This window comes from Streptomyces sp. NPDC050806 (genome assembly GCF_055586425.1).
In genome coordinates this window covers 153,825-170,997 of record NZ_JBVJIF010000012.1, presented here as the reverse complement: position 1 = coordinate 170,997, position 17,173 = coordinate 153,825, and the positions used below count along the sequence as shown (strand labels likewise).

Annotated in this window: 14 protein-coding genes; 8 read left to right on the top strand and 6 right to left on the bottom strand. The window is 70.9% G+C overall.

Annotated features, from left to right (window positions below; translation table 11 throughout):
* Positions 1-14 precede the first annotated feature (14 nt).
* Positions 15-1,064, top strand: a complete 1,050-nt coding sequence (locus ACZ6WH_RS34330; RefSeq protein WP_469733425.1) for an ABC transporter ATP-binding protein — start codon at positions 15-17, stop codon at positions 1,062-1,064.
* Complete coding sequence (locus tag ACZ6WH_RS34325) at positions 1,054-2,085, top strand: ABC transporter ATP-binding protein (RefSeq protein ID WP_469733423.1); 1,032 nt, start codon at positions 1,054-1,056, stop codon at positions 2,083-2,085. Before ACZ6WH_RS34330 ends, ACZ6WH_RS34325 begins: the two co-directional genes overlap by 11 nt.
* Positions 2,086-2,262: 177 nt before the next feature.
* Here the strand turns inward: ACZ6WH_RS34325 and ACZ6WH_RS34320 are convergent, their stop codons facing one another.
* The 6 genes from ACZ6WH_RS34320 to ACZ6WH_RS34295 all read right to left on the bottom strand — a co-directional run bounded on the left by ACZ6WH_RS34320 (position 2,263) and on the right by ACZ6WH_RS34295 (position 11,075).
* Positions 2,263-3,387, bottom strand: coding sequence for an ABC transporter ATP-binding protein (locus ACZ6WH_RS34320; protein ID WP_469733421.1), 1,125 nt, complete (start codon positions 3,385-3,387; stop codon positions 2,263-2,265).
* A 15-nt stretch (positions 3,388-3,402) separates the two neighbouring features.
* The gene (locus ACZ6WH_RS34315; protein WP_469733419.1) at positions 3,403-4,464 is read right to left on the bottom strand and encodes an ABC transporter ATP-binding protein; all 1,062 of its coding nucleotides are present in this window, start codon (positions 4,462-4,464) and stop codon (positions 3,403-3,405) included.
* Positions 4,465-4,475: 11 nt separating this feature from the next.
* The gene (locus tag ACZ6WH_RS34310) at positions 4,476-5,453 is read right to left on the bottom strand and encodes an ABC transporter permease (RefSeq protein WP_432858483.1); all 978 of its coding nucleotides are present in this window, start codon (positions 5,451-5,453) and stop codon (positions 4,476-4,478) included.
* A 114-nt stretch (positions 5,454-5,567) separates the two neighbouring features.
* Positions 5,568-7,367 carry an ABC transporter substrate-binding protein gene (locus ACZ6WH_RS34305; RefSeq protein ID WP_469733417.1) on the bottom strand — a complete coding sequence of 600 codons (1,800 nt, stop codon included), beginning with the start codon at positions 7,365-7,367 and terminating at the stop codon, positions 5,568-5,570.
* 89 nt (positions 7,368-7,456) lie between these two features.
* Entirely contained in the window at positions 7,457-8,488 is a 1,032-nt protein-coding gene (locus ACZ6WH_RS34300) for an ABC transporter permease (protein WP_432858487.1), read from the bottom strand.
* Positions 8,489-8,903: 415 nt separating this feature from the next.
* The gene (locus tag ACZ6WH_RS34295; RefSeq protein ID WP_469733415.1) at positions 8,904-11,075 is read right to left on the bottom strand and encodes a S9 family peptidase; all 2,172 of its coding nucleotides are present in this window, start codon (positions 11,073-11,075) and stop codon (positions 8,904-8,906) included.
* A gap of 207 nt (positions 11,076-11,282) precedes the next feature.
* Here ACZ6WH_RS34295 and ACZ6WH_RS34290 point away from each other — a divergent pair, with 207 nt between their 5' ends.
* The 6 genes from ACZ6WH_RS34290 (at position 11,283) to ACZ6WH_RS34265 (ending at position 17,161) form a co-directional block, all read left to right on the top strand.
* Positions 11,283-11,477 carry a hypothetical protein gene (locus ACZ6WH_RS34290; RefSeq protein ID WP_052867828.1) on the top strand — a complete coding sequence of 65 codons (195 nt, stop codon included), beginning with the start codon at positions 11,283-11,285 and terminating at the stop codon, positions 11,475-11,477.
* 147 nt (positions 11,478-11,624) lie between these two features.
* Positions 11,625-12,560, top strand: coding sequence for an N-acetyl-1-D-myo-inositol-2-amino-2-deoxy-alpha-D-glucopyranoside deacetylase (gene mshB, locus ACZ6WH_RS34285; RefSeq protein WP_469733413.1), 936 nt, complete (start codon positions 11,625-11,627; stop codon positions 12,558-12,560).
* The gene (locus tag ACZ6WH_RS34280) at positions 12,557-13,021 is read left to right on the top strand and encodes a DUF6113 family protein (protein ID WP_469733411.1); all 465 of its coding nucleotides are present in this window, start codon (positions 12,557-12,559) and stop codon (positions 13,019-13,021) included. Before mshB ends, ACZ6WH_RS34280 begins: the two co-directional genes overlap by 4 nt.
* 165 nt (positions 13,022-13,186) lie before the next feature.
* On the top strand, positions 13,187-15,280 hold the full coding sequence (locus ACZ6WH_RS34275) for a hypothetical protein (RefSeq protein ID WP_469733409.1): 2,094 nt from the start codon (positions 13,187-13,189) through the stop codon (positions 15,278-15,280).
* Between the two features lie 151 nt (positions 15,281-15,431).
* Positions 15,432-16,427, top strand: coding sequence for an ABC transporter ATP-binding protein (locus ACZ6WH_RS34270; RefSeq protein ID WP_469733407.1), 996 nt, complete (start codon positions 15,432-15,434; stop codon positions 16,425-16,427).
* Positions 16,424-17,161 (top strand): ABC transporter permease, encoded by a 738-nt coding sequence (locus ACZ6WH_RS34265; RefSeq protein WP_469733405.1) that lies wholly within the window; start codon positions 16,424-16,426, stop codon positions 17,159-17,161. Before ACZ6WH_RS34270 ends, ACZ6WH_RS34265 begins: the two co-directional genes overlap by 4 nt.
* The last annotated feature ends 12 nt before the right edge of the window (positions 17,162-17,173 follow it).

Genomic DNA, 17,173 nt, shown 5'->3' with positions numbered 1-17,173 from the left:
GACGGAGAGAGCCGATGGCCACCGCGACGAACCCCGACGCCGCGCCCGATCCCGGCGCGGCGTCGCCCGCGCTGCTCGACGTGCGCGACCTGTACGTGGAGTTCCGTACCCGGGACGGCGTCGCCAGGGCCGTCAACGGCGTCAGTTACCGCGTCGACGCGGGCGAGACGCTGGCCGTGCTGGGCGAGTCGGGCTCCGGCAAGTCCGTCACCGCGCAGGCCGTCATGGGCATCCTCGACTCGCCGCCCGGCTTCGTCACCGGCGGCGAGATCCTCTTCCGGGGACAGGACCTGCTGAAGGCCGCGCCCGAGGAGCGGCGCAAGGTGCGCGGTGCCCGGATGGCGATGATCTTCCAGGACGCGCTGTCCTCGCTGAACCCGGTGCTCTCCGTCGGCGCCCAGCTCGGCGAGATGTACGAGGTCCACCAGGGCATGAAGCGGAAGGACGCGCGCGCCAAGGCGGTGGAGCTGATGGACCGGGTGAAGATCCCGGCGGCCCGCAGCCGCGTCGGGGACTACCCGCACCAGTTCTCCGGCGGCATGCGCCAGCGCATCATGATCGCGATGGCGCTGGCCCTGGAGCCGGACCTGATCATCGCGGACGAGCCGACGACCGCGCTGGACGTCACGGTCCAGGCGCAGGTCATGGACCTGCTGGCCGACCTCCAGCGGGAGTACGACATGGGGCTGATCCTGATCACCCATGACCTGGGGGTGGTCGCGGACGTCGCCGACCGGATCGCGGTGATGTACGCCGGGCGGATCGTGGAGCACGCGCCCGTGCACGACCTCTACCGCGCCCCGGCCCACCCGTACACGCGTGGCCTGCTGGACTCCATCCCGCGCCTGGACCAGAAGGGCCAGGAGCTGTACGCGATCAAGGGCCTGCCGCCGAGCCTGACCGCGATCCCGCCCGGCTGCCCCTTCCACCCGCGCTGCCCGCGGGCCCGCGACAGGTGCGCCACGGACCGGCCGCCGCAGTACGACGTGGCGGCGGGCCGGACCAGCGCCTGCCACTTCTGGGAGGAGACCCTGCGAGACGAGGAGCCCCCGCATGCCGGCTGAGGCCATTCTCGAAGTGCGTGACCTGGTCAAGCACTACCCGCTGACCCAGGGCATCGTCCTGAAGCGGCAGGTCGGCGCGGTCAAGGCGGTCGACGGGGTCTCCTTCGACCTGCGCAAGGGCGAGACGCTGGGCATCGTGGGGGAGTCGGGCTGCGGGAAGTCCACCGTCGCCAAGACGCTGGTCGGCCTGGAGCGGCCGACCGCCGGCGCGATCCGCTACCACGGCGAGGACATCACCGCCCTGTCCGGGCGTGCGTTGAAGGCGGTCCGCCGCAACATCCAGATGGTGTTCCAGGACCCGTACACCTCGCTGAACCCGCGGATGACGGTCGGCGACATCATCGGGGAGCCGTACGACATCCACCCGGAGGTGGCGCCGAAGGGCGACCGGCGGCGCCGGGTCCAGGAGCTGCTGGACGTGGTCGGGCTGAACCCGGAGTACGTCAACCGGTACCCGCACCAGTTCTCCGGCGGCCAGCGGCAGCGCATCGGCATCGCGCGGGGGCTGGCCCTGCGGCCCGAGATCATCGTCGCCGACGAACCGGTCTCCGCGCTGGACGTCTCGGTCCAGGCGCAGGTGGTGAACCTGCTGGAGCGTCTCCAGGACGAGTTCGACCTGAGCTACGTCTTCATCGCGCACGACCTGTCGGTGGTGCGGCACATCTCGGACCGGGTGGCGGTGATGTACCTGGGCCGGATCGTGGAGACCGGCACCGAGGACGAGATCTACGGGCACCCCACCCACCCGTACACCCAGGCGCTGCTGTCCGCCGTGCCCGTACCGGATCCGGAGGCCCGGGAGCACAGGGAGCGCATTCTGCTCGCCGGGGACGTGCCGTCGCCGGCCGATCCGCCGTCGGGGTGCCGGTTCCGCACGCGGTGCTGGAAGGCGCGGTCGGTGTGTGCGGAGGTCGTTCCGCCGCTTGCCGTTCCGGCGGGGTTCGAGGGGGTGGCCGGTGCTGCGCACCATCCCTCCGCGTGCCACTTCGCGGAGGAGCGGAACGTCGTGCCGAGCGAGTAGGGGCGGGCGGCGACCGGGGGTGCCCCTTGGGGCCGGTGGCCGGCTGGCGCGCCGTGCCGGTTGCTCGCGCAGTTCCCCGCGCCCCTACGGGGCGCCCGTCAGGGGCGCGGGGAACTGCGCGACCGGCCACGACGGCGCGGCAGCCGGCAACGGTCCTGGCCTGCCGTGGCGGGACCGTCAGTCCGAATCCGCCGCGTCCTCGATCGCGGCCAGCGCCGGGTCGAGGACGATGTCCTCGCCGCGCGCGGCGAGCGTCGGTTCCTCGGGGAAGTGGCAGGCCGTCAGGTGGCCCGCGGCGTTGCCGGCGATCTGGAGCAGCGGCGGCTCCTCCGTCGCGCACTTCTCCTGTGCCTTCCAGCACCGGGTGCGGAACCGGCAGCCGGAGGGCGGGTTGACCGGCGAGGGCACGTCGCCCGCGAGCCGGATGCGCTCGCGCTGCTCCTCGTCGTCCTCGGTGAACTTCGCCTCCGGTACGGCGGAGAGCAGCGCGTGCGTGTACGGGTGGCGCGGGCGGGTGTAGATGGATTCGCGGTCGCCGACCTCGACGATCTTGCCCAGGTACATGACCGCCACCCGCTGGCTGAAGTGCCGGACGATCGCCAGGTCGTGGGCGATGAAGAGGAACGCGATGCCCAGCTCCCGCTGGAGTTCCTGGAGGAGGTTGACGACCTGGGCCTGGATGGAGACGTCCAGCGCGGAGACCGGCTCGTCGGCGATGATCAGCTTCGGTTCCAGCGCGAGGGCGCGGGCCACGCCGATGCGCTGCCGCTGGCCGCCGGAGAACTCGTGCGGGAAGCGGTTGTAGTGCTCCGGGTTGAGGCCGACCGTCTCCAGCAGTTCGCGCACCCGCTTCTCGCGGCCGCCCGTCGGGTTGATCCCGTTGATCTCCATCGGGCCGCCGATGATGGTGCCGACGGTCTGCCGCGGGTTCAGCGAGGAATACGGGTCCTGGAAGATCATCTGGATCTCGGACCGGACCGGCGCGAGCTGCTTGCGGTTCGCGTGGCTGATGTCGCGGCCGCGGTAGGAGATCTTGCCGCTGGTGGGCTCCAGCAGGCGGGTCAGCAGCCGGCCCGTGGTGGACTTGCCGCAGCCCGACTCGCCGACCAGGCCGAAGCTCTCGCCGGCGTGCACGGTCAGGTCGACCCCGTCGACCGCCTGCACCGCGCCGATCTTCCGCCGGATCGGGAAGCCGCCCTTGATCGGGAAGTGTTTGGTGAGGCCCTCGGCGACCAGCAGCGGTTCGCCCGCGGGGGCGGCGTCGCGGGGAGCGGGGAGGGTGACGTCTTTCGTTTCACTCATGATGGTCGTCGCTCCCTAGCCCAGCCGGGGCTTGATCTGCTCGGTGAAGAAGGTGTGTTTCTGCTCGGCCGTGAGGTGGCAGGCCGAGGCGCGCCCCGGTGCCAGCGGCGGCCGCTCGTCCGCGCAGCGGGTGCCGCCCACCTCGGAGGTGAACGCGCAGCGCGGGTGGAAGGGGCAGCCGGTCGGCGGGGTGAGCAGGCTCGGCGGGGCGCCGGGGATCGGGTGCAGCGGCTCGTCGACGCTGGCCGACAGGCGCGGCATCGAGCCGAGCAGGCCCCAGGCGTACGGGTGCTGCGGCTCGGTGAGGATGTCCCGTACCGTGCCGCGCTCGACGGCCCGGCCCGCGTACATCACCAGCAGCTCGTCGGCCATGTCGGCGACGACGCCGAGGTCGTGGGTGATCAGGATGATCGCCGACCCGAACTCCTGCTGGAGGTCCTTGAGGAGGTCCAGGATCTGCGCCTGGACGGTCACGTCCAGCGCGGTGGTCGGCTCGTCGGCGATGAGCAGCGCGGGGTTGCAGACCAGGGACATGGCGATCATGGCGCGCTGGCGCATGCCGCCGGAGAACTGGTGCGGATAGTCGTCCACCCGCAGGTTCGGCTGCGGGATGCCGACCTTGGTCAGCATCTCGATGGCGCGCTGCCGGCCCTCGCGCTTGCTCGCGCCGGTGTGCTTGATGAACGGCTCGGCGATCTGCCGGCCCACCGAGTAGTACGGCGACAGCGCCGTCAGCGGGTCCTGGAAGATCATCGCCATCTTGTTGCCGCGGAGCTTCTGCAGCGTGCGCTCGCCGGCGCCGGTCAGCTCCTGGCCGTCCAGCGTGATCTCGCCGGCGATCTCGGTGGAGGCGGGGTTGTGCAGGCCCAGCACGGCGAGGTTGGTCACGGACTTGCCGGAGCCGGACTCGCCGACGATGCCGAGCGTGCTGCCCTTCTCCAGGTCGAAGGAGAGCCCGTCGACGGCCTTGACGATGCCGTCCTCGGTGGAGAACCGCACGTACAGGTCGCGCACGGACAGGAAGGGGTCCGACCCGGTCGGGACCGGTGCGCCCTCGGTCTTGGTGAGTGTGGTCACTGGTGGCTCTCCTAGGACAGGCGCACGCGCGGGTCGATGAACGCGTAGGCCGCGTCGACGATGATGTTGAAGAGGACGATGAACGTCGCCGCGAACAGCATCACGCCCATGACCATGGGCAGGTCGGTGTCCTGTACGGACTTCACCGCGAGTGTGCCGAGGCCCGGCAGGGCGAAGGTCTGTTCCGTGATCATCGCGCCGCCGAAGAGCGACCCGAGGTCGATGCCGAAGATGGTGACGATGGGGATGAGCGAGCCGCGCCAGGCGTACCGGAAGAAGACCGTGCCGCGCGTCATGCCCTTGGCGCGTGCGGTGCGGACGTGTTCCTCGGCCAGCTGCTCGATCATGGAGGAGCGCGCCATACGGGTGTACTGCGCGGTGAAGATGATCGACAGCACGCACCAGGGGATCAGCAGGCCCATGAACCAGGCCCCTGGATTGTCGGTGAAGTTGACGTACTTGGGCTGCCCCAGGATCTCCAGGTTGTACACCAGCAGAGCCAGCACGATCGGGCCGATGAAGTAGATCTGCATCGAGCTCAGCACCAGCGAGGCGGAGCTGAAGAACTTGTCGATCAGCTTGCCCTGCTTCCAGGCGGCGAGCATGCCGGTGCCCAGGCCGACCGTCAGGAAGACCGCGGCGGCGCCGATGGTCAGCGAGATCGTGGTCGGGAAGCGGTCGACGATGGTGTTCCAGACGGGGTCGCCGTTGGCGAACGAGTAGCCGAAGCAAGGGGCCGGGCAGGGCCCCTGGGCGAAGTCGCGCCCGGTCACGATGCCGGACATGAAGTCCCAGTACTGAACCGGGATCGGCTTGTCGAGGCCGAGGTTCTTGTGAATCAGCGCGACGGCGTCCGGGGTGCAGTTCTTTCCGCAGGCCAGTAGCGCGGGATCCCGGGGCGCCGCGAAGAACAGGAAGAAGGTGAACGCGCTGATCAGCAGCAGGATCACGATCGCGCCGAGAGACCGGCGGAAGAGGAAACGAAGCATGGCAGATCGCAGCTCTCGTGGGGCAGCGGAAGGAGGTGGGTGGGGACCGCGCGGTGTGCCCGTCCGGTCCGGACGGGCACACCGGGCGCCAGGGTTACCGGCGCGAGGGCACGGCTACTTCTTGAGGAACAGCTTCGTCGGGTCGACACCGCTGATGATGTCGTTGTTCACCACGCCGCCGACCTTGGAACCGTGCAGCTGGATCTGCTTGTAGTAGAAGGTCGGGATCGCCGGCAGGTCCTCCTTGAGGATCTTCTCGTTGAGCTTGAACCACTCCTCGGACGCCTTCTCCTGGTCCGACATCTTGGAGATGCGGTCCATCTCCTTGCTGACGGCCGGGTTGTTGTAGTGCGAGTAGTTCGGCGAGCCGTCCTGGATCTGCCGGCCGTCCATGGTGGGCGGCAGCACGGTCGAGGCGCTCGGCCAGTCGGCGCCCCACGCGGAGGCGTAGATGTCGAACTTGTTGTCGACCTTGCCGATCACGTCGTAGTACGTGTCGGAGGGCAGGTCCTTCGGCTGGACGTCGAAGCCGGCCTTCTTGAGGTTGTCGACGATGGAGACCGAGTACTTCTGCGGCTCCGGCGCGTTCATGTAGGCGAAGGTGATCTTCATGCCGGTCTTGCCGGCTTCCTTCAGGAGCTTCTTCGCCTTCTCGATGTCGCCCAGCGGCTTCTTCAGTTTGCCGTAGGGGTCGATGTCCTTGTAGCCGGTGACCGTCGGGCTGACGTAGCTGCCCGCCAGCTCGCCGCCGCCGGGCGTGCCGTACGCGTCCAGGACGGCCTGCGTCGGCATCGCGTAGGCGAGGGCCTCGCGGACCTTCTTGTCCTTGATCCGCTTCATGTTGAAGTTGATGACGCCGACGTAGGGCTGGTAACCCGAGGTCGAACGCTTCTTCACCTTCGGGTCGTTGGTCACGGTCTGCATGCTGGCCGCGTCGACCTGGTTGCTGAAGCTGACCGCGTTCTGGTTGTCGGCGTTGTCCGCGATCAGACGCTGGGTCGAGTCCGGGAAGGACACACCGAACTGGATGTCGAACTTGTCGACGTACTGGTGGCGCGAGTTGTCGGTGTTCGCGTCCCACTCGGGGTTACGGACCAGCGTCATGCCCTTGCCGGACTTGAAGGACCCCGGCTTGATCTTGTACGGGCCCGAGGACTGCGGGGCCTTGTCGTACTTCTCCTTGGTGTCCTTCTTCTCCTGCACCGCGGCGTAGCCGGCCATGGCCAGCGCGTACGGCAGGTCGGGGTGCGGCGTCTTGAAGTGGAAGACGATGGTGTTGTCGTCCGGCGTCTCCAGGACGCTGTCCGGGAGGTGCTTCCCCTTGTACGGACCGTCCTTGAGGAGCTTGCGGTAGTCGGTGGAGTCCGCCAGCCACTGCTGGACGAAGTACGGGCCGTCCGTGATGAACGGTGCGAACTGCCGCTCGAAGGTGTGCCGGATGTCCTTGGCCGTGATCGGGGAGCCGTCCTCCCACTTCACGTTGTCCTTGAGCGTGTACTTCCAGGTCTTGCCGCCGTCGGAGGACTGGCCGCTGTCCGTGGCGAGGTCACCGACGACGGTGTACTTGCCCTTGTTGTCCATGTGGTACGTCGTCAGCTTGCGGAAGAGCAGCGTGGCGAGCGCGCCCTCGTCGCTGACGTAGATCTGCGCCGGGTCCAGGTGCGAGAAGGTGTCGCGCTGGTAGACCTTGAGGGTGCCGCCCTTCTGCGCGCCCGGCACCTCCTCGGCCTTGCCCTTGGACGCCGCGGCGTCGCCGAACGCGATCTGGGAGCGCTGCGCCTCGGCGCCGGTGCGGTCGTTGGCGTTGTCCCCGCCGCCGGCGCCCGCGCCGCTGCTGCACGCGGTGAGGACCAGGGCGCCGGCTGCCAGCGCGACCAGGGTGGCGTGAGTTCTGCGCGTACGGTTGCTGCTCATGACGGTAAATGCACCTGCCTGTCGTTGATCCGATGCTGCTGCCTGACTCATGCGATGCCGGGGTGGCAGCACCCCCCATGGAACGGATCTCATCGAGCCCGCTTCGGGTCGAAAGCGTCCCGGACCGAATCCCCGAGCAGGTTGAAGGCGACGATGAAGATCACCATCGCCAGACCCGGGAAGAACAAGTACGTGATGTCGTTGCGGTAGTAGTCGGCGGCGTTCGCGAACATCCGGCCCCAGTCCGGGGTGGGCTCGACGTAGCCGACACCCAGGAAGGACAGGCCCGCGATGGCGGTCACGAAGTTCGGGAGCATGTACGTCGACTGGACCAGGATCGGCGTCACGACGTTCGGCAGCAGCTCGCGGCGGATGATGCGGGCCGGTGAGGCGCCGGAGACCTTCGCGGCCTCGATGAACTCTCTTTCCCGTAGCGAGAGCACTTGCCCGCGGAGCAGGCGGGCCAGGCTCATCCAGCCCAGGAACCACATCACCAGGATCAGGATGGTCGCGCGCAGCCAGGTCGGCATGGCGTCCTCGGGGGCCACGAAGATGGCGCCCACGACGGGGACGAAGGCGACGAAGAACAGCTGGTTCGGGAAGGCCATCAGCAGGTCGATGGCCCGGCCGATGAAGTAGTCGATCTTGCCGCCGAAGTAGCCGGCCGCCACACCCAGCACGATGGCGGTGAGCACCGAGGCGATGGTGATCGCGACCGCGGTGTAGAGCGTGGTGCGGATGCCGTAGACGAGCTGCATGAACACGTCGCGGCCCAGGGTCGGTTCGATGCCGAACCAGAAGTCGCCCGAGATGCCGCCGTTGGGCTGGGTCGGGTAACCGTTGGTCAGCAGGCCCGGCGTGAGCATGCCGTACCGCGTGTAGGGGTCCTTGCCGTACAGCGCGGAGATGACCGGGGCCAGCAGACCGACGGCGAAGAAGAAGATCACGACATAGGCGCTGATCACTCCGGTGCGGTCCCGCTTGAACCTGGCCCACATCAATTGGCCCGGCGAACGGCCGACCAATTCGCCGCCCTTGCGGTCCTTTCCCTTGCTCAGCCCGTCGGGTCCAAGTCCTGGGGTGTCGGTCTTGGAAACCGCGGTCTGGGATGGACTAGTCATCGCGAAGTGCCCCCGCGCCGAGTTCTCTTGGAACATGAAGCGGCACAGAGTCGCACCGCTGGTTGAGCGGACTTTCGCAAGTGATTTACGGCGGAGTCAAGAGTCTGCGGACCGACCGTAGCCAGCTTGTTCGCTTCTTGAGCGAAGATTGCGCAGATTGACGCCAGGGCGTGCTTGACAGGTGTGGAAGGTGTACGGCATGGGCGACATATCGTCCCCAACATCCTTAACATGAAGGACACTTGGCCGTCGCAGCACCGATATACGAACGCGCCATCCTGGACAGCGTACGGCCGTGCGGGTGCCGTGGACCGGCCGGGGAGACCGAACGTCTCCCCGGCCGGTCGTATTTCGTCCGGTCTCGCCGCACGTCCGCGTGCACATATCCACGCGGGACGGCCGGGGATTCCTGGTACTAGGAGAGACCCAGGCTCCGCTTGAGGAATGCGACTTGCAGAAGAAGCAGGTTTTCGGCCACCTGTTCCTGCGGAGTCATATGGGTCACGCCGGACAGTGGCAGTACTTCATGCGGGCGGCCTGCGGCCAGCAGCGCGGAGGAGAACCGCAGAGAATGCGCCACCACCACGTTGTCGTCCGCCAGCCCGTGCACGATCATCATCGGCCGGTGCTGCTCGGCGGCGCCCGACAGGCCCGCGTCGGTGACCAGGGAATTCCGCACGTAGGACGCGGGGTCCTCGGCCGGGTGCCCCAGGTACCGCTCCGTGTAGTGCGTGTCGTACAGCCGCTGGTCGGTGACGGGCGCGCCCACCACCGCCGCGTGGAAGACGTCCGGGCGGCGCAGCGCGGCCAGCCCGGCGAGGTAGCCGCCGAACGACCAGCCCCTGATGGCCACCCGGTCCAGGTCCAGCGGGAACCGTTCCGCCAGTGCGTGCAGCGCGTCGACCTGGTCCTCCAGCACCACGTCGGCGAGCTGCCCATAAATGGCCTTCTCCCAGGCGGGGGAGCGGCCCGGGGTGCCCCGGCCGTCCGCCACCACCACGGCGAAGCCCTGGTCGGCGAACCACTGCGAGGTGAGGAAGGCGTTGTGGGCGGCGAGCACCCGCTGGGCGTGCGGCCCGCCGTACGGGTCCATCAGGACCGGCAGCGGCCCGTCCCCGTCCTGGTAACCGGTCGGCAGCAGCACGGCACACGGGATGTCCCGCTCGCCCGCCGTCACGAACCGCGGCCGGGCGGTGAGCACCGGCGTCTCGGCGTACGAGGGGATCTCGGCGAGCCGGGTCTCCTTGCCGTCGGCGGCCAGCCGCAGCACCTCCACCCGCGCCCCGGGCCGCTCCGCGCTCATGTGCGACACGACCGCGGTCTCGCCCACCCGCACCGCGGAGGAGTACGAGGCGTACGGACGTTCCGTCACCCGCTCCCAGCCGCCCTGGTCGCCGCTGCCCCGGTACCAGGCCCGGTAGATCCCGACATCGTGCAGATCCCCGGCGCTCGCCGAGAACAGGACATCTTCCTGGCCGATATCGAACACCGCGCGCACGTGCAGCGGCGCGGACGTCAGCGGCCGGTCCCCGACGAAGAGCTTGCGCGCGCCGCCCTCGTCGGCGATCCGCACCAGCCGCCGGTCCGGCGTCCAGGCCGGCACGCCCGGGTACGGCTCGACCCACACCGGGTCCTCGTCGGCGTGCACCAGCCGGGTGGCGCCGGTCTCCGTGTCGACGGCCAGATAGCGCTGCGACCGCTGGTCACGGGACTGGACCAGGAGCAGCGGCGGGCCGGCCGGGGACCAGTGCACCCGGGCCAGATAGGGGTAGCGCTCGCGGTCCCAGACGACGTCCGTGCGCTCCCCGGTCAGGTCCAGCAGGGCGAGGCCGACCTCGGCGTTGGGGGTGCCGGCGGCCGGGTAGGCCACCTCGGCGGGCGCCTTGTCCGGGTGCGCCGGATCGGCGATCCACCAGCGGCGTACGGGGGAGTCGTCGACCCGCGCGGCCAGCAGCCGCTCGCTGTCGGGCGACCACCAGAAGCCGCGGTACCGGCGCATCTCCTCGGCCGCGATGAACTCCGCGAGGCCCCAGGTGACGTTCGGCCCGTCCGGTGCCGCCAGCGCGCGGTCGCCGTGCGCCGCGCCGTCGCCGTCCGCCGTGCCGTCACCCGTCACGGGCACGACCCGCAGCGCGCCCTCCGCGACGTACGCCACGTACCGGCCGTCCGGGGACGGGCGGGGGTCCACCACCGGCCCCGGCACGGGCAGTTCGCGGCAGGTGCCGGCCCGCAGCTCGGAGACGAACAGCCGGCCGGAGAGCGGGAAGGCGGCCAGCTCCACGGCCGCGTCGGTGGCGTACCCGACCACGCCGCCCGAGCCCTCCCGGGTCCGCTCGCGGCGCGCCCTCTCCTCCGGGGACAGTTCCTCGTCGGCGCCGCCCAGCAGTTCCGCCGGGTCTGCGGCGGCGTACTCGCGCCCGGCGTCAAGGTCAAGGACCCACAAGAGATTCGCCCGATCGGTGCCTGATCGGGAGCGGAGGAAGGCGACGCGCGTACCATCCGGCGAGACGCTGAAGCCGCGCGGTACGCCCAGGCCGAAGCGCTGGGTGCGCGCGTGCTGCCGGGGAAATGAGAGCTGTCCGGTCATGCGGTCGAGCGTAAGGGCCGCCGGGCTCATGGCTGCCGCACTCGTCAAGATCGTGTGCGCCCCCACTCTGCACCCGTGCACCGGCATATGCGCGCGGATCGATAGTTATGATCGCTGAGGCGTGTGGGTATGGAGCCATTGGCCAAAGCGGCCCGGGCCCTGCCCGCCCAATCCCGTTCCGTCCGTGCGTACTTGGAGGTGACCGCCGTGGCACTCTCGATTTCGGCGGTGGTGCTGCTGGCGATCATCGTCTTCCTGCTGGTGAAGAAGTCAGGCTTGAAGGCGGGCCATGCAGTCGTCTGCATACTGCTGGGGTTCTACATCGCCAGCTCGTCGATCGCGCCGACCATCAGAGAGTTCACCACCAACGTCGCGGGGATGATCGGCGGCATCAAGTTCTGACCTCGACTCCACGGGCCCGCGCGGTACGGCCGCCCGCGCCCGTGGCTCCACCACCCGCCCGGCCGTGACCGGCGGACGAGGCGCCCGACCGGGTGGATCACCCGGTCGGGTTCTCCGTGCCCTGCGCAGGACTCGTACGCTGTCCTCATGTCCGAGCTTCCCGCCCGCCGTCTGCTCCTGGTGCACGCGCACCCCGACGACGAGTCGATCAACAACGGCGCCACCATGGCCAGATACGCGGCCGAGGGCGCCCTCGTCACCCTGGTGACCTGCACTCTGGGTGAGGAGGGCGAGGTGATCCCCGCCGACCTCGCCCACCTGGCCGCCGACAAGGACGACGTGCTCGGCCCGTACCGCAGCGGCGAACTGGCCGCGGCCATGGCGGAGCTGGGTGTCACCGACCACCGCCGGCTCGGCGCCCCGGGCCGCTACCGCGACTCCGGGATGATGGGCGCGCCGCAGAACGACCGCCCGGACGCCTTCTGGCAGGCCGACCTGGACACGGCCGCCGGTGACCTGGTCGAGGTCGTCCGCGAGGTCCGCCCGCAGGTCCTGGTCACCTATGACCCCGACGGCGGGTACGGCCACCCCGACCACATCCAGGCCCACCGGGTCGCGATGCGCGCGGCCGACCTGTCGGCGGACCCCGCCTTCCGGCCGGAGCTCGGCGCGCCCCACGCGATCGAGAAGATCTACTGGAACTGCAACCCGCGCTCCGTGGTCGAGGAGGGCTTCGAGCGGCTGCGCGCCGCCGGACTGTCCTTCCCCGGCGTGGCCGACGTGGACGACGTGCCGGGCGTGGTGGCGGACGCGGAGGTCACGGCCTCGATCCCGGCCACGCCGGAGTACAGCGCGGCCAAGGCCGCCGCGATGCGCGCGCACGTCACCCAGATCTCGGTCGACGGTCCGTTCTTCGCGCTCTCCAACGACCTCGGGCAGCCGCTGATCAGCGGTGAGCACTACCGTCTCGTGCGCGGCACGCCCGGCGCGAAGGACGGCGAGCGGGAGGACGACCTGTTCGCCGGCGTACGGACGCAGGACGGGCCGGAGACGGCGGCGGAGCGGTCGGAGGCACGACGATGAGCGGCAACGACGACGCGAACAAGCGCAGCCGGGCGGGCGGCGGAGGCGCCGGAAAGGCCGCTGCCGCGGCGCCGCGGCCGGAGACCGCACCCGCCGGCGTGCTGAAGGCCGGGCTGTACGTCCTGCTGTTCGTCCTGGGCGCGCTGACCGCGGTGGCCGGCGCGCTGGTGCAGGGGGCGTGGTTCCCCGGCGGGCTGCTGCTCGCGCTGGCGGGCGCCGCCGCGCTGTTCACCGGCGGCGCGCGGGCGGCCGTCTCGGTCGTCGGGGCGCTGGTCCCGGCCGCCGGCTGGCTGATCACGGTGATCGGCCTCAGTACGACGCGCGCGGAAGGCGACTTCGTCTTCGGCGCCGGCCTCGGCGCGTACGCCTTCCTGCTGGGCGGCATCGCCGTCGCTGTGATCTGCACCACGGCGTCGATGGGCCGCTCCGCGAACCTGGGTGCGGTCCGTCGTGGCATGTGACGGGCCGTCCGAGGCCGTTGTTCCGCGGTGCGTGCGGACGTCCGTACGGGGAGCGTTCTCACACACCCCGATACCCCGCACGCGCCGGACAGTATGGTGGTGCGCGCCGCCGAGCCGCCCAAGCACGTCGATGACGAGCGGCGGAGCCAACCGGGAGATCCTGCTTTGAGTCGTGAATCTGAGAGTTCGTCCTCCGGGCCCCAGGGGCGCGGCGCTGCCGCCTACCCCTCGGGTACCCCGCCGTACGGGCCCCGCCAGGGCGACGCCGACGAGGCGGTAGCAGCGCGGTCGGAGGAGCCCAAGACCGAGACCACGCTGACCACGCGCATCAAGATCAACATTCCGGGATCGCGGCCGATCCCGCCGGTCGTGGTGCGCAAGCCGGTCGGCGAGGACACCGCCGCGAACGGCGCCGACGGGGCGCAGGGCGGCCGTGCCGGTGCCGAGCGCACCGGCGGCACGCCGCGGCCCCGGCCGCAGGCGGCGCCCGCCGCGCCCGCCGAGAGCGCGCCCGAGGAGAAGAAGGAGTCCGCGGGCTCGTCCGCCACGAGCGACTGGTTCGCGCCGCGCAGGCCCAAGCGTTCCGCGGGCGGCCAGGCCGCGCCGCAGGGCGGCACCCCGGCCGGCGGCGTTCCGGCCGGTGGCGGCCAGGGCCAGGGCCCCGGCGTCGGCCAGGGCCCCGGTGCCGGGCAGCGTCCGGTTCCCGGCGGCCGGCCTGCACAGCAGGGTCCGGGCCAGGACTCCGTCCTGCCGTACTTCTCCGACGGCCCCGCGGCGCCCGGTGGCGGCGGTCCGGCGGGCTCCGGCGGCATCACCCCCGGCGCGCCCGGACCGTCGGGCCCGACGACCGGCCCGGCCACCGGTGACCTGTCCTTCCCGCCGGCCGGACCCGGCGCAGACCGGCAGCGCTCCGGCCTGGAGGCGCTCGCGGCGGGCGAGACGCTGCCGCCGGCCAGCCTCACCGGCGAGCGGCCGGGCGGCGAGCAGCCCGGCGACCCGTTCCACGGCGGCCCGTTCGCCGGTGGTGCGCTGACCGGTGGTGCCACCCCGCCGCCGAGGAGCGACGACACCGCCGAGCTGACCCCGCAGCCGCCGGCCGGCGCGGTGGGCCCGGTCGCCGGTACGGACGGCCGCACCTCCAGCGACACCCTCGTCAGCGGCATCCCCACTGTCTCCGCCGACGGCCCGGCGCCGTGGCAGGCCGCCCCGCAGAACGCGGCCGGCCCGGCGGAGCCCGACGCGCCGGACGCGCCCGCGGCGCCGAAGCCCAAGCCGCGCGCGAAGATCCCCGAGCCGATCAACCCGCCCAAGAAGGGCCGGAACAAGCTCGTCCTCGTGCTCGGCGGCATCGTCGTGCTCGCGGGCGTGGCCTACGGCGCGGGCCTGCTGCTGGACCACTCCGACGTACCGGGCGGCACCACGGCGCTCGGCGTGGACATCGGCGGTACGACCAAGGAACAGGCCACCGAGAAGCTCGACGCGGCGCTGAAGGACACCAGGACCGCGCCGCTGAAGCTGACCGTCGACGGGCAGCCGCAGACCCTGCTCCCCGGCAAGGCGGGCCTGGACATCGACACCCAGGCCACCGTCCGGGGCGCGGCGGGCCGCGACTACAACCCGGTCTCCGTGATCGGCTCGCTGTTCGGCGGCGCCCGTACGGCCGAGCCCTCGATGATCGTCGACGACGAGAAGCTGGACATCGCGCTGAAGTCGGTGGCCGGCGAGCAGGGCGCGGCCAAGGACGGCGGCATAAACTTCGTCGCCGGCAAGGCCGTCCCGCACTACGGCAAGCCGTACAAGTCGATCGACGTCGACGCCGCCAAGCAGAAGGTCACGCAGGCGTACAAGGACCGGCTCGCCGGCGGCGCCGGGCAGCCGGTGGCGCTCAAGACCAGCATGCAGCAGCCGACGGTCCCGGACTCCGAGGTGAACCGGGCGCTGAAGTCGTTCGCCAGGCCGGCGATGTCCGGGCTGATCACGGTGCGGACGGACGCGCAGCACACGGTGTCCTTCAGCCCCGAGAAGTCCATCCCGAAGTTCGTCTCGATGCGGCCCGTCGACGGCAAGCTGGTCGAGTACTACGACCGGCCGGCGCTGAAGGCCCTGTACGGCGAGACGTTCGAGGGCGTCATGGTCACCAAGGGCGACGGCTCCAAGAAGCCGGTCAGCGTCGAGGAGGTCGCGGGCGCGGTCGGCCAGGCGCTCCGCGGCACCACCCCGGCGCAGCGGGTCGTCACCATCCCGACGAACCCGAACTGACCCGCGGCGTACGAAGCGAGGGGAAGCCCCGGCGGCACCGGCCGCCGGGGCTTCTCACGTCTGTCCGTACGTCTCCCATGACATCTGTCATCCCGTTCTCACGACGCACGGCACTGCCGCCGCGGGGCCCCGAACGGCGACGCTTGATGCCATGACGACCACAGCAACCACCGCAGCCGACACCGGTCACCGCGCCGGCCGGCGGCCCGTGGTCAGTTTCACGGGGGTCAGCAAGAGCTACGGCAAGGTACGCGCCGTCTCCGACCTCTCCCTGGAACTGCACCCGGGCGAGACCGTCGCCCTTCTCGGGCCGAACGGCGCCGGCAAGTCCACCACCCTCGACCTCCTCCTCGGCCTCCGCACGCCCGGCACCGGCTCGGTGTCCCTGTTCGGCACGTCCCCGCAGCAGGCCATCGCCCGCGGCAAGGTCGGCGCCATGCTGCAGAGCGGCGGCCTGATGGAGGGCATCACCGTCCGTGAGCTGGTCCGCCTCGCCTGCGACCTGCACCCCGCGGCGCACCCCGTCGAGCAGGTCATGGCCACCGCCGGGATCACCGGCATCGCCGACCGGCTGATCGGCAAGCTCTCCGGGGGCCAGGAGCAGCGGGTCCGCTTCGCGCTGGCCACGGCCGGCGCGAGCGAGCTGATCGTGCTGGACGAGCCGACGACCGGCATGGACGTCTCCGCACGGCAGACGTTCTGGGGCACCATGCGCGAACAGGCGGACCAGGGCCGCACGGTGCTGTTCGCCACCCACTACATCGAAGAGGCCGACGCCATCGCCGACCGGGTGATCGTCCTGCACCGCGGCCGGGTGCTCGCCGACGGCACCGCCGCCGAGATCAAGGCGCGCGCCGGGGCCCGGCGCATCAGCTTCGACCTGGACGCGCCGGCCGGGCAGGACGCGCTGCGCGGCCTGCCGGCCCTGACCGCGCTGGAGACCTCCGGGCGGACGGTGCGGATCCGGTCGGCGGACGCCGACGCGACCGTCCACGCGCTGTACGGCCTCGGCCTGTACCCGCGGAATCTGGAGGTCATGGGCCTCGGCCTGGAGCAGGCCTTCATCGTCCTCACCACGGCGTCCGACGCGGGCGCCGAAGCCGGCGTTCCCGGCGCACCCCGGGCGTCCGAGGAGGCCGCACGATGACGACGCTGATCACGCTGGAGATCCGCCGCGCGCTGCGCAACAAAAAGTTCATGTTCTTCTCGGTGCTCTACCCGCCGGTGCTGTACCTGATCATCGCGGGCGGCGCTGACCGCCGGCCGATCCCCGGCACGGAGCTGGACATGGGGCTGTACTACATGGTCGCCATGGCCGCGTTCGGCGCCATGACCGCCGTGCTGCTCGGCAACAGCGAGCGGATCGCCAAGGAGCGCGAGTCGGGCTGGGTGCGCCAGCTGCGGCTGACCGCGCTGCCGGGCCGCGGCTACGTCACCGCCAAGATCGCCGCCGCGGCGACCGTCAGCCTGCCCTCGATTGTGCTCGTCCTGATCGTCGGCGCGACCGTCAAGGGCGTCCGGCTGGAGGCCTGGCAGTGGGCCGCCATCGCCGCCGGCACCTGGCTCGGCAGCTTCGTCTTCGCCGCGCTCGGCGTCGCCATCGGCTACCTCGCCACCGGCGACGCGGTCCGGCCGATCTCGATGCTGGTCTACTTCGTCCTGTCCTTCGCGGGCGGCCTGTGGATGCCGCTGACGTTCCTCCCCGACTGGGTGCAGAACGTCGCGGAGTGGATACCGACCCACGCGTACGCGGCGCTGGGCACGGCCGTCGAGGCCGGCGGCGCGCCGCACCTCAAGGACGTCGGGATCCTGGCCGGGTACCTGCTCCTCTTCGCCGGCTGCGCCGCGTGGCTGTACCGCAAGGACACCCGGAAGGCGTGAGACGGACGCGGC

What these genes read in the sequence shown, in the direction of transcription:
- ACZ6WH_RS34325 (WP_469733423.1), top strand. Translation starts at nt 1,054, where the DNA reads ATGCCGGCTGAGGCCATTCTCGAAGTGCGTGACCTGGTCAAGCACTAC.
- ACZ6WH_RS34310 (WP_432858483.1), bottom strand. Translation starts at nt 5,453, where the DNA reads ATGCTTCGTTTCCTCTTCCGCCGGTCTCTCGGCGCGATCGTGATCCTG.
- ACZ6WH_RS34270 (WP_469733407.1), top strand. Translation starts at nt 15,432, where the DNA reads ATGACGACCACAGCAACCACCGCAGCCGACACCGGTCACCGCGCCGGC.
- ACZ6WH_RS34305 (WP_469733417.1), bottom strand. Translation starts at nt 7,367, where the DNA reads ATGAGCAGCAACCGTACGCGCAGAACTCACGCCACCCTGGTCGCGCTG.
- ACZ6WH_RS34320 (WP_469733421.1), bottom strand. Translation starts at nt 3,387, where the DNA reads ATGAGTGAAACGAAAGACGTCACCCTCCCCGCTCCCCGCGACGCCGCC.
- ACZ6WH_RS34300 (WP_432858487.1), bottom strand. Translation starts at nt 8,488, where the DNA reads ATGACTAGTCCATCCCAGACCGCGGTTTCCAAGACCGACACCCCAGGA.
- ACZ6WH_RS34295 (WP_469733415.1), bottom strand. Translation starts at nt 11,075, where the DNA reads ATGACCGGACAGCTCTCATTTCCCCGGCAGCACGCGCGCACCCAGCGC.
- ACZ6WH_RS34330 (WP_469733425.1), top strand. Translation starts at nt 15, where the DNA reads ATGGCCACCGCGACGAACCCCGACGCCGCGCCCGATCCCGGCGCGGCG.
- mshB (WP_469733413.1), top strand. Translation starts at nt 11,625, where the DNA reads ATGTCCGAGCTTCCCGCCCGCCGTCTGCTCCTGGTGCACGCGCACCCC.
- ACZ6WH_RS34280 (WP_469733411.1), top strand. Translation starts at nt 12,557, where the DNA reads ATGAGCGGCAACGACGACGCGAACAAGCGCAGCCGGGCGGGCGGCGGA.
- ACZ6WH_RS34265 (WP_469733405.1), top strand. Translation starts at nt 16,424, where the DNA reads ATGACGACGCTGATCACGCTGGAGATCCGCCGCGCGCTGCGCAACAAA.